General features: G+C 45.8%; 8 protein-coding genes. 2 read left to right on the forward strand and 6 right to left on the reverse strand.

The genetic code is table 11. The features are described 5' to 3' along the window. Nucleotides 1-6: 6 nt before the first annotated feature. Complete coding sequence (locus RIG66_RS08400; protein ID WP_446377009.1) at nucleotides 7-1,605, forward strand: AAA family ATPase; 1,599 nt, start codon at nucleotides 7-9, stop codon at nucleotides 1,603-1,605. A gap of 85 nt (nucleotides 1,606-1,690) precedes the next feature. On the opposite strand, the gene RIG66_RS08405 is transcribed toward RIG66_RS08400, so the two are convergent. Continuing rightward, a complete protein-coding gene (locus tag RIG66_RS08405; protein WP_446377011.1) occupies nucleotides 1,691-2,617 on the reverse strand; it encodes a CHAD domain-containing protein in 927 nt (308 codons plus the stop codon). On the opposite strand from RIG66_RS08405, the gene RIG66_RS08410 reads away from it, so the two are divergent. Next, nucleotides 2,611-2,754, forward strand: coding sequence for a hypothetical protein (locus tag RIG66_RS08410; protein ID WP_446377013.1), 144 nt, complete (start codon nucleotides 2,611-2,613; stop codon nucleotides 2,752-2,754). The two genes, RIG66_RS08405 and RIG66_RS08410, sit on opposite strands and share 7 nt — an antisense overlap. Before the next feature lie 102 nt (nucleotides 2,755-2,856). Here RIG66_RS08410 and RIG66_RS08415 read toward each other — a convergent pair whose 3' ends face one another. The 5 genes from RIG66_RS08415 to RIG66_RS08435 form a co-directional block, all read right to left on the reverse strand. Beyond that, entirely contained in the window at nucleotides 2,857-3,372 is a 516-nt protein-coding gene (locus RIG66_RS08415; RefSeq protein ID WP_446377015.1) for a pentapeptide repeat-containing protein, read from the reverse strand. 453 nt (nucleotides 3,373-3,825) lie between these two features. Further along, nucleotides 3,826-5,142, reverse strand: a complete 1,317-nt coding sequence (locus RIG66_RS08420; RefSeq protein WP_446377017.1) for a four-carbon acid sugar kinase family protein — start codon at nucleotides 5,140-5,142, stop codon at nucleotides 3,826-3,828. A 322-nt stretch (nucleotides 5,143-5,464) separates the two neighbouring features. Continuing rightward, nucleotides 5,465-8,725, reverse strand: coding sequence for an adenylate/guanylate cyclase domain-containing protein (locus RIG66_RS08425; RefSeq protein WP_446377019.1), 3,261 nt, complete (start codon nucleotides 8,723-8,725; stop codon nucleotides 5,465-5,467). 780 nt (nucleotides 8,726-9,505) lie between these two features. Further along, on the reverse strand, nucleotides 9,506-10,648 hold the full coding sequence (locus RIG66_RS08430; RefSeq protein WP_446377021.1) for a sensor histidine kinase: 1,143 nt from the start codon (nucleotides 10,646-10,648) through the stop codon (nucleotides 9,506-9,508). Between the two features lie 53 nt (nucleotides 10,649-10,701). Next, the gene (locus RIG66_RS08435) at nucleotides 10,702-12,036 is read right to left on the reverse strand and encodes an ATP-binding protein (RefSeq protein ID WP_446377023.1); all 1,335 of its coding nucleotides are present in this window, start codon (nucleotides 12,034-12,036) and stop codon (nucleotides 10,702-10,704) included. Between the last annotated feature and the right edge of the window lie 339 nt (nucleotides 12,037-12,375).

Consider the following 12,375-nt stretch of genomic DNA (forward strand, 5'->3'; position numbering starts at 1 on the left):
TGACAAATGACTAATACCTTTAATCCCCATCAAACCTTAATCGAACAATTAGATTTAATGATCCGGGCGCGTTATCCGTTGCTATATATCGTAGCGGTTGAAGAAGAACCCGTGGAAGAAGTATTGCTCTCAGTGGCTGTGCAATCCCAACCCGAACGCCAAGTGTTACTGTGGGATATTGTGCGGGGATGGGAGGATAATGGGGCGGATAAGGGTTCAGTAATGGGGGCGCTGCATCGGATTCGTAAGACTGATCCTCAGGAAAATACCCTGTTTGTCCTCCGGGATCTACATTTTATCTTAAAAAATCCGCAGAGCGATCGCAATGCGCCAGTGATCCGAGAATTGAAGAATCTAACCAAGGAACTTAAGCGTTCTCGCAAAACCTTAATCCTCACCAGTCATACCCTAGAAGTGCCAGCAGAATTGAGTGAGGAAGTGACGGTTATTGATTTTCCCTTGCCTAATGCCCAGGAAATTGATTATCTGATTAATATTCTGGTCAAACCGGAAAACTTAAACGTATCGGGATTAGCGCGGGAACAATTAGTTAAAGCCTGCCAGGGATTAAGTCGTGCCAGAATTGCCCGGGTATTGGCAAAGGCATTAGCCGCAAAACAACAGGTAAATGAAACGGATATTGATGGCGTATTAGGGGAGAAAAAACAAGCGATTCGCCAAACGGGAATTTTAGACTTTTTCACCGCCCAGGAATCGTTAAAAAATGTCGGTGGATTGGAGAATCTCAAGCAATGGGTACGAATGCGCCAAGATGCGTTTACTGAAGAAGCGCGACGCTATGGAATTCCTAATCCCAAGGGGATTTTACTGGTGGGAATTCAGGGAACCGGGAAATCCCTATCTGCGAAAACCATTGCCCATGAATGGCGTTTGCCTTTATTGCGGTTGGATACAGGACGATTATTTGGCGGGATTGTTGGGGAAAGTGAAAGTCGGGTGCGCCAGATGATTCAAATTAGTGAAGCGATCGCGCCTTGTGTATTATGGATTGATGAGATTGATAAGGCGTTTGGTAATATTGGTGCTGGCGTTGATGGGGATTCGGGAACGTCGAGGCGGGTATTTGGTACGCTGATTACCTGGATGCAGGAAAAGACAAGTCCCGTATTTATTGTAGCGACAGCAAATAATGTGCAGATTTTGCCCGCCGAGTTATTGCGGAAAGGCAGATTTGATGAAATCTTCTTTTTGAATTTGCCCACGGAAGCCGAACGCAAGGATATTTTTAAGGTACATTTGCAACCCTTACGCCCTTCTCGCTTACGGGATTTTGATTTAGTTAGATTAGCACGACAAGCGAAGAACTTTAGTGGGGCGGAGATTGAACAGGTGATTATTGATGCCATGCATCGAGCTTATGGTACGGTGGTGAATGGACAACGGCGAGACTTTACCACCGAGGATATTGTGCGGGCGATAGAAGAAACGGTACCACTTGCCGCGATCGCACGGGAGCAAATTGAAGCGCTGAAACACTGGGCAGCCCAGGCGGGGGCGAGAACGGCGTCGAATGATAGTCAGTTGGTGGAAGAGTTAAAGCATTTTACCACACAGAAGGGCATTGGTCCGTTGGAAGTGGATTAATGATCGGTAAGTTCCTCTCAGCCATGCGTTGATGGCGCTAAAGCGCAACTACAAGCGCAACTACAAGCGCAACTACAAGCGCTAATTACAAACTTTGTTGCTCATGTTCCGATCGCCAAATCTGCCAGTACACCCCGATCCGCTCAACGAAGACTCCCGGTTTCTCTGCATAAATGCGCTGTCCTAAACAGTAGGCTGACTGCTGCAATTGGAGTCGGCGGCGGTCAATTAAGCCAATGAGGGCATCTAGTTGAGTGCGATCGCAGCCTAGTTTGGGTTCCTGTTCCAGTAACTGACGCAACATCGCTAAATCATGGTCATCCCCTAGATAATCGGCTAATTGTTTCGTCTGTGATGCCATTTCTGCCATCAAGTCTGACCATACTAATTTAAGAAGTCGCAGGTGATACCAAAGGTATTTTACCCGTTTGCGCCAATCGTGAAAGTTTTCGACGCTAGGCTGCTTAAAGGCTACAATTAATGCTTTATCCCCTCGTTTATAGACGCGCTGAACACTCTCCTGGAGGGTTGACCACTTATTGCTTTTAATTGACCAATCCTTGACCCGTTCCCGCGCCGCTTTAATCATGCGAATGGCGTCCTCTTGGGTGTTTTTTTTGTCCAGAACCCGTTCACTAATGGATTGACTACGGGCTTCTAAGGCTTGACGCACTTCCCTAAAGCCATCGGCTGAGATAATCGGGGCAAAATGTTCGGTTAAATCATCTAAGGTTTCAATTGTCACCTGAGCATCTCGTACATCGGATAATAATCGCCCTGCATCTCGGAAACAGGTATTTTCTTGGTGATAAGTATCCGAACCAATTTCATCTCGCACTAAACGCAATAATGCTCGTAGTTTCTTCAACCGCTTACGAGCATCATGAACCGCTTCTTCTGGGCTATCATCAGTTTGACCCAATAATTGGGCTAATGCTTTGTCAATCTGTTCGTAAGCAATCCGCTGAACTCCCTCAGATATAGATTCGGGTGCCTTTAATCGATATGCCATGGTTAAGTGTGCGATCGCGCTTAGAGTTAGAGTATGCTGACAATGTTTTTAGGGATAGGGGAGCAGGGGAAGCTGGGGGAGCTGGGGAAGCTGGGGGAGCTGGGGAAGCTGGGGAAGCGATGATACATTTTCCCTGATAGCGGTGCAAGGGTATGAACAGTTTTTACCCATTTAAATGCATGACAGCTTATGGATCTTATCGTGTGCGATCGCGTCCTACTCAGCCTCTCTCTTGGGGATTATTTAGACGGTTTGAGTGGCAATTTTCGCAGCTTACCACATAAGAGACTTGACTGTTCACTGGTTAAAACAATCGTTCCGTCGGGTAGTATGGCTCCGCCTAAATCAGCATCGGTCAAATCTGCACCACTCAAATCAGCGCCGCTTAAATCAGCTCCTCTCAGATTTGCCCCTCGTAGGTTAGCACCATGTAAATTTGCCCAAATCAAATCCGCTCGGCGTAAATTCGCCCCACATAAGTTGGCTCGACTGAAGTTTGCCCGTGTCAACGTAGCTTTTTCTAAGACAATCCCTTCTAGGTTTGCCTGACTCAAGTTAATTCTCTGGAGATCTACGCCGTTTAACTCTAAGTTGCTGAGGTTAAATCCTCGATAATCCCGTTCGCCCGCCGCATACTCCTCCAGCAGGCGATCGGGTGCCATTCGTATTCGTTCTAGTTTCTTAAACAACTCTTGCTTTCTAGCTGACGCCGAGGATTGGTTTGGGTTAAGGATATTTCGATCAGAGGATTGCATAATCTTCTTTACCTGATAAATTCAATATAGTTAATCTTCAGGTATTTGGCTGGAGGATTAATTGAGAACAGTCCTAGTTTTCGGTGAATTTAATCTGCTTTAGAGGTAACTTAAACCACCATCCGGCGTGACTATAATGAGTTCTCCTTTGTGATCTACGTCTCTATTTTACTGCTATCGTAGCAAAAGCCAGAAGACTCCAAGGCAGAGGGGAGAAGGTTTATGACTTAGGGAACAGGGAAGGAGTCAAAAGGAATAGGAAAACTTGTCGTGCCATCGTCTAGCTTTTTATCTTGCAGTTGTATTCAGCAGGTAGGGCTTGCTGCATTAAGTCGGTTGGTGGAAATCAACTCAACCCTCTTAAGTTAAATGTTACTGACTTTAGAGTTTGTAGTCAGCGCTTCAGCGCTTATGGCACGCTTCGTGCCTACTACGAACCCAAATGACGGACGATCAGCAAAAACGCTGATAAACAGTAACTAACCCATCTGCATCTCCGACATTGCCGGGAAACAGTACCACAGGCAAATCCGGAAACTGAGGATGATCAGATGGGGTTCGCACTACAGAACAGCCAGGAATAATTTGACCCAGTAACCGGGCAGATCTTAAGTCTAATCCTGTACTTAAAACATCATTTGAGGTAATCCCGCCCTTACTAATTAAAAAGCCAATATCTTTGGGTAAGTCTCGAACAATATCCATTAATAATGCCGAAACTGCTGCGCCAAAGTTTAACCGAGTTTGCACGTCTTTAAAGACTAATTCCTCTCGACTGGTATAAATGGCGGCTGTTTTATTCGAGTTGTGAATCTCGTCAACGGCGGCGACAACTTTGGCTAAGAGTGAATCCCGTTGGGATGCTGACTCTTCAAGTAAATGACTAACATCCACCTCAACGCCGACAATATCGGAGAGTTTCAGGAGTTGTTCAAGCTGTTGGGTGGTCTTTTTAACATGAGAACCCACTAACACAACGCCCGGTTTCCCTTCTCTGACATATTGTGCCATATTCTCTGGCGGGACGGGTTGAGCGCCCAGACTCGCCAGCGAGGTTAAGATACTGGCAGCAGAACGAAATAAGAACCGTTTCCCTTGGGCGGCGGCGCTGAGGACATCGGCGGCGAATTTATCTAAATCGGCTTGAGTTTCCCCATCAACCACACCACATTGATTCCCACTTAAGTTGAGGAGGCGTTCTAAACTTCCTTGGCGAATATCGGAGAGGACAAATCGCTCAACGTTTTCGGCTTTAATCCTTCCGTTGGTCTTTTCTTCCACATAATCGGGTAAATAGCTGTGGTGATAGCCAAATACCGAATCACGGGCAAATTCAGTTTCATGGACGGGTGTGGGGACGCCATCCACCATCAGGTAATGAATACTGTCGCGAGTTACTCGTCCCCCTTCAAAGAATGCAGGAACTAAGAAATGAGCATCGAAGGGTCCCACTTCTTGGGTAATTACATCGGTTTCCACGGGATAATGTCCGCGTAGAGTGGAATCAGAGCGACTGACGACAAGAAAATCGTCGATTCCTTCAGTTTCTATGGCAATTTTTAGATTATGGCAAACCTCACAGGTGACTGTGGCGGCTTCCTCTGGGGTTAACGCCCGTGTATTCGTCAGGACAAAGAAAATCGGCGAAGCATCTGCTAGTCCTAAGCGCAGCGTCTGCACATCCCATCGCGTCAGCAGCAAGCAACTGTGAACGGTTTGGGAACCGGTGGGGTCATCATCCAAAACGATAATTTTGGGTTTGCTAGTCATGCTCTTGGTGTCCTGCGATCGGCAAGGGTCAATTTATCCCTGAAATTTAGGGTATCAGGATCTTGGCGAGAAAGCACGAAGCAATGTAGAGACGTGCCATGGCACGTCTCTACAACTTTTGTTGCACGGGAGAAGGGGAACCGGATTTTCTTGCTCCCCTCTTGCTCCCCTCTTGCTCCCCTCTTGCTCCCCTCTCCCAAGCTTGGGAGAGGGGCTGGGGGTGAGGGGCTGGGGGTGAGGGGTTGAGCTTAAGTTGACACGGATGTCCCTAAACCCGCCCCTACCATCATGTCCTCGAAGGTCGTGAAGGGTCAACCAACACTCAACATTTTCCCATTAGCCAATAGGTTGTCATCTCGCCGCGCCCTTTAACCGCGATCGCACCTCGTTCCTGAAACTGGAATTTGTCCTGTAATCTCTGGTATGTCGTCTCTGTGACTTGTATTTTTCCCGGTTCTCCCGACGATTCCATCCGCGAGGCGACATTCACCGCATCTCCCCACAAGTCATAGATAAATTTTCTAATCCCAATCACCCCCGCCACCACTGATCCAGTATTAATTCCAATGCGAATTTGCAATGACTCACTGTGTTCGGCTTGAAACTGAGTAATCGCCTGCTGCATATCCAACGCCATCTGCGCGATCGCGTCTGCATGATCTCCCCTCGGCTGGGGTAATCCGCCAACCACCATATACGCATCACCAATGGTTTTAATTTTCTCCAAACCATGACGTTCTGCCAACTGGTCAAATGTGGAAAACATCTGATTGAGTAAATTTACTAATTCAATCGGTTTTAACCGCGCCGATAGCGGCGTAAACCCGACAATATCCGCAAACAGAATTGTCACATCATCAAAATGTTCCGCAATCGCTGATTGGTCTTGTTTCAGCCGTTCCGCAATTAGTTCAGGCAAAATATTCAGTAATAATTGTTCCGATTTTTCTTGTTCTAACCGTAATGCCACCTCTGCCTGTTTGCGATCGGTAATATCACGCGCCACCCAAATCACCGAATCATCGGAAAGCGGTGACAAATTCGCCGCAAACCAAATATCCTCTCCTGCCAGATTGATGCAATACTCGATATTTACCGTAGCTTGAGTTAACAACGCCTCTCGAATACTATTGAGAATAAAATCTACCTGACTGGAATCGAAATATTCCAACAGCGTTGTTCCCAATATGTCCCCCGGCGATTTACACCATTTTCCTTTATTAGTCGGTGCTACCTTCAAACAACGACCCGACGCATCCACCACCAGAACCATATCCGTCATCGCGGCAAAAAGTGCCTTCATTTCCGCCTCGGCTTTCTTCTGCTGCATCACTGGACCCAACTGCGCCGATACGACAGACACCAACTCAATCCAATTTTCATCATTTTGGTGTTCTTCTGCCATAAAAAACACCAATACCGCTAAAACCGGGGCAGAGGTTTGCGGCGTCGCTGGGGCAACAATGGGTACAGCAAAGGCTGATTTTAACCCACAGTCTGTTGCCAATTTGAGTCGCAAGAAAACATCATCGGATTCGGTAGCAATATCACTAATCCATTCCGGTTCACCATGACACCAAACCCGTCCCGGTATTTCTTCTTTGGGTAAAAATGTTAGGGCTTCACTATACTCTCGGAATTGTTCCAGGGCGGTGATAACCTCTGGATCAAGTCCGGTCTGTTTGTAATACCAACGATGGCTACATTCTAATGCCATTCCGTCTGTCGCCGGAATCCAGACTTCGCCATAAATCCAGCCTGTAGTTTGACACACTTGATGCAGGGCAATTTCTAAGGCAGCTTGAAAATCGGGGGCGGCATTAATCGCTTGGCTAATTGTCAGCAGTAACTCAACTCGTTGTTCAGCCTGTTTGCGTTCAGTGATATCATTAATTACCGCCAGTATGCATTCTTCTTCGCCAATTGTAATTAATTCTGCCGATAACAATCCCGTTCTAACTTGACCCGATTTAGTATAAAAATGAAATTCTTGATCCCGAATAGCGCCTGTCTTTTGTAATAGGCTACGGATTCGGCTTCGTTCTTGGGGTTTAACCCAAAAATTGAGTTCAATGGAGGTATGAGCAATCACATCCTCTAGGTCATATCCGGTAATCTTGAGAAAGCTTTCATTTACCTCAATAAAGGTTCCCTCTGCCAGAGTGGTAATCGTAATTGGGTTCGGAGATGAGCGAAAAGCCAGAGCAAACTTTTCTTCAGACAGGCGTAAGGCGGCGGTGCGTTGCTCAACTCGTGACTCTAACTCGGCTTGATTTTTTTCTAGGGCGGTAAAGAAGGAGTATAACTGTTGACTCATTTGATTAAAGGATTGAGCTAAAATTTCGAGTTCATGCACCCGAACCGGAATTTTGCTATCGACTTTTACCTGTTGGTTAAATTTGCCCTGGGCAATTTTCGCCGCCGCTATGCTTAACTGGGTAATCGGCTGGGTAATCCATCTGGCGGTGAAGATTCCTAACCCTGTTGCCACAACAAATGCCGCGAAGCATAAGCTAATCGTGGTGCGGGTATTGGCATGGATTTGTTCCATGAAATCCGCTTCCGGTACCGCCACCACAATCAACCACTCTAAGCCGTGATTATCCTGGAAAGGAGTGACTTGTAAATAATAGCGATCGCGGTTTAGGTTAAAGGATAGCTTTTGGCTTTGATTAATCTGGTTTAAGGTATCAACGTTTTGGTTTAAATACTGCGCCGTTAATTGAATTAATGGATCGCGGCTATGAGTAGCAAATAGGCGTTGGGTTTTATCGCCATCCTGAATAAATCGCTGTTCTGATGTGGAACTGGCAACCAGTAATCCAGATCGTTCAATAATAAAGGCTTGTCCCGTTTGACCAATTCTTAAGCTGTTGAGGAATTTACTAATTTCAGATAATAAAATATCAGTACCAACCACGCCTAATAATTTATCCTTGTCGCCAAATACGGGTTCAGCTAGGGTAATCCCTAACCGAGAATGGCTAAACATGACATAAATAGGACTCCAAACTGTTTTACCTTTAAAGGCAGCTTCTTGATACCAGGGGCGGATGCGAGGGTCATAATTGGCGCGACTATCTAACAGTTGCTGCCGATTTCCTTGGCTGTCGGTTGTGTAGGTATGAAAGTTATAATTGGTTGATTGATCGGCAACTTTCAGCAGTAAGCGGCTATCCTCGGTATAGCCTGCGCCAATATACTCTCCTTGCTCGCTGCCAAACTGAATGGTATTAATAGACTGGGTAATCTGTATGAGTTGCCACAAATAGCGCTCACTGGGCTGATCCTGAGGCTGCACCTGACCCCGACGCACGGCATTGGCGAGAACATGGTTGACCAGATGAGGCGTTTCGATGTAACTATCAACATGTTGTACGATGCGATCGCTAACCTCGGTCTGTAACTGCGTAACCAGATTGTCAACCGCCTGTTGTCCATTGCGAAAGGAGAGATATCCAGTCAACCCTACCGCCGCAAAGATCTGGAGCAGAAAGGGAACCACCAAAACCACGCGCAATGGCATCTTTTGACTGCGTTTAGCGCCTTTGACAAGCTGACGGGTAATGGTTGGCAGTAACATGGGATAAGGATCACCTACATAGATAACACTGTATAAACTCGTCGATTTGATTAATCAGGTTTTCTGGCGTTGCATCATCAAAGCGAAAAGCTACTTCCTTTTTTACCAAAAACTTAAGTATCCCTAAAGTATCGCTAAATTGAATAAATCTCTGTCTTCCTAGACAAATGCCAAGTTGGGACTCCTCGATTGATTTTTCCCAAGGAATCCTATAGTATCTCTAATGGGTTGGGATGAAAATAATTCTTCCTGTAAAGAAAATACAGGACTCATTGATCGATTTCCGCACAATTCTAGAAAAATGACAAAATTTACCCATACGGTGTAATACAGTTGCCACGAAAAAGCCCTGTTTTACAATTCTTCGGCTGTATTACACGGAGGTAAGACTAAAAATAGTTGTTACCCTAAAAGTTAGGATTTTCCTAAGCTGTTCGGCATTTAGACTGGGATAAGCTGTTCGGCATTTAAACCTTAATGTCAATAATGACGAAAGGATGGTAGTGCGAGCATCTTGCTCGCTACTAATACCCAATTTAAATGCATGACAGCTTACCTCAATCCCAAGGAAGGCAACAGGCAACACCTCGACTTACCTCGACTTACTTCGGCTTCGCTCAGTAACACGCTCGGTGTGTCACAGGCAAAAGGGAATACACTACACAATTTAAATGCGTCTTAGCTTATCTCCCCCAGCTCCCAGACGTGCCATGGCACGTCTCTACATCGCTCCCTCTGCTCCCCCAGCTTCCCCAGCCTCCCCAGCTTTCCCTGTTCCCTTCACGTTTGTGCGGGCAAATAAACCGTAAATAAACTACCTTTGCCCAACTCACTCTCGACTTCAATCCTACCCTGATGAGCTTCTACAATCCGACGAGACAAGTATAATCCCAAACCACTCCCCGATCGCTTATGCTTTCCTTGGCGAAATCGCTTGAACAGAGTGGCAAGATCTTCTGGACGAATACCTGATCCCGTATCTTGAATAGAAATTGCCACCAAAGGGGGTTGACCATCTGCCGAGTTTGTGGAATGCGATTCTAAACCTAAACCTAAATCAACATCGACCGATCCTTGTTCCGTAAACTTGACCGCATTGCCAATTAGATTAGTGAATACGCGGCGGAGTTCGAGCCGATCGCCCATCACCAGACAATTGTCTGAATTAGATGAATTAGCGCACTCTTCTACATTCAGCCTTAACGCTAATCCTTTTTCCTCAGCTAAGGGAGTCAGTTCTTGAACGACTTCCTTAATCATTTCCTGAGGATTTATTGAAACAAACGTTAAGTCTTTAGACCCAGCATCGTGGCGATAAACTTCCAACACCGTATTCACCATCTGGACTAAATGTTGGTTGCTTTGTTGGATAGAAGCGACGGCTTCCACGGCTGAATCAGGAAGCTGTCCAAAGCTTCCCCGTTTCAATAAACTCAGCATCCGATCAGCCGCGACTAAGGGAGTCCGCAAATCGTGGGTGAGACGAGAGACGAAATCCTCTCGCTGACGCGCCAGTCGCACTTGTTCATCAATACTATGCTTAAGTCGCAGTAGCGATCGCACTCGCGCTAATAACTCGCCCACATCCACAGGTTTGCGAATAAAATCATCCGCCCCCGCATCGAGTCCTTCAATCGCACTCGACTGTTCATAAGCAGTGATCAGCAAAATGGGGATAAAGGGCAAACTGCTATTTTGACGAATCCGCCGAGTCACCTCATAACCATCCATTTGGGGCATCATTACATCCAGCAAGATTAAATCAGGAGGTGATTTTTCAACGATTGATAATGCGGAATATCCATCTTCAACTAAACTGAGGTCATATCCTTCAGTTTCTAAGATGGTTTGCATTAGGAATAAATTGTCTGGCGCATCATCAACTGCCAGAATTCGCTCTATTTTTGGCTCAGGTAGATTCATTTTTTATCTATTTATACTTGAAAAGCATTGTAACTCCAAACGTTTTAAAAAATTTAATTATAGGCAGGTACTTTAATTTCTGTCAACTTCCCCGAATAAGAAATATAACGCGGCAATTCGACGCGAAAAATTGACCCTTCTCCCACTTGACTTTCTACCGTAATCTTGCCCTGCATCAATTGAACTAAGGATTTGGTCATTGCTAATCCTAGTCCTGTTCCGGGGTATTGGCGGGCTATGGTCTGATCAACTTGGCGGAAGGCTTCAAAAATATAGTTTAATTCGGCTTGAGACAGACCAATTCCCGTATCCTCAACGTCAATGATCAGTCGTTGCGATTCAACCTCGTATACATTGACCCAGATCGACCCAGATTTGGTAAATTTAATCGCATTCATGAGCAGGTGTTTTAAGACCTTGTGCAAACGAGAGCGATCGTTGATAACTAAGTGATTTTCAAGTTGGATTTTTATCGATAAGTCTAACCCTTTCTGGAGTGCCAAGGGACGAACATCATTAACCGTGGAATTGACCACTTGATCGATATTAAATTCTTCAGCCTTAAGTTCCAAAGCCCCGGCTTCAATTTGAGCAAAATCTAAGACTTCACTTAAGAGTGACAACAGATGGTTGCCATTTTTTAAGATACATTGCACCATCTTTAATTGTGATGATGTCAGTGATCCATGGCGTTGGAGTAGGAGCATTTGAGCAAAGCCGATAATCACATTCATCGGCGTCCGCAATTCATGGGACGTCGTAGCTAAAAACTGCGATTTAAGTTTAGTGAGTTCTTTTAATTTTAAATTTTGATGTTGAATTTGTTGCCGTTGTTGGGCTAATTCTTGATTTTGCCGGACTAGCTGTTCATTCGTCTGGCGCAACTGCTGATGAGCTAGTTCCACCTGCTGTTCAGCTTGGTAGATGCGAATCGCGTTTTGCAGAATCCGTCCTAAACTTGTCGGTGAAACCTTATCCTGAGACAGGTAGTCTGACGCCCCAGCTTTCATCAGCGCCACGGCGACTTGCTCATTACCGTGAGCGGTGATTACCACCAAGGGAATCTTGACGCCAGCCTTTCGCAAATCCTGCACCAGGCTTAATCCATCTTTGTCGGGGAGACAGTAATCCAGAAAGACACAGTCAAATGTCTCACGGTCAATGAGAGCGATCGCGCTATTATAGTCACAGGCTTCAACATAATTGATTGACAACCCCGTGGCATCCAGAGCCTGACGCACAGCTAAGCGATCGATGTCCTCATCATCAACGAGCAGAATATTGAGCATTTCTTTCATCAACGAGCAGAATTTGAGGGTTTCTTCATCACCAACGTCAGCATCAAGCTCACTGGTGTATCCCAGGGAAAATGGCAACTGGTGCGTCAAGGCTATTGACCTAACGCACAACTGACTTAATGGAGGTTGCAGCTTATTCCTGGAAGTGAGTTTGCCTAAGCTGGCATTGAAGACAGTCCAACCTTTGTCTTAGATTGTATGCTCATAGCTATGGTTTCCGTCTCAGTCCATAGGCATAATCACTGGACAGTCTCTTTGCTGCCAAATTTTTGGCTCAACTGAAACGGCTTGATACTATTGATAGATGTACATCTGCCACGGATCTGCCATAGTGTTGATTATCTTTATTGCCGCGTCGCACTAGCGAGGGAAGAGTAATCGAGATGGATTAGGCTAGGCTGATTTGAGTCAGAAACCCCTTTGGTTCCC

The organism is Coleofasciculus sp. E2-BRE-01 (assembly GCF_040221695.1).
Lineage (GTDB): Bacteria > Cyanobacteriota > Cyanobacteriia > Cyanobacteriales > Coleofasciculaceae > Coleofasciculus.

Bases quoted from the DNA above. Each gene is read 5' to 3' on its own strand.
- RIG66_RS08405 (WP_446377011.1), bottom strand. From the start codon at position 2,617: ATGGCATATCGATTAAAGGCACCCGAATCTATATCTGAGGGAGTTCAG.
- RIG66_RS08430 (WP_446377021.1), bottom strand. From the start codon at position 10,648: ATGAATCTACCTGAGCCAAAAATAGAGCGAATTCTGGCAGTTGATGAT.
- RIG66_RS08425 (WP_446377019.1), bottom strand. From the start codon at position 8,725: ATGTTACTGCCAACCATTACCCGTCAGCTTGTCAAAGGCGCTAAACGC.
- RIG66_RS08410 (WP_446377013.1), top strand. From the start codon at position 2,611: ATGCCATGGTTAAGTGTGCGATCGCGCTTAGAGTTAGAGTATGCTGAC.
- RIG66_RS08400 (WP_446377009.1), top strand. From the start codon at position 7: ATGACTAATACCTTTAATCCCCATCAAACCTTAATCGAACAATTAGAT.
- RIG66_RS08415 (WP_446377015.1), bottom strand. From the start codon at position 3,372: ATGCAATCCTCTGATCGAAATATCCTTAACCCAAACCAATCCTCGGCG.
- RIG66_RS08420 (WP_446377017.1), bottom strand. From the start codon at position 5,142: ATGACTAGCAAACCCAAAATTATCGTTTTGGATGATGACCCCACCGGT.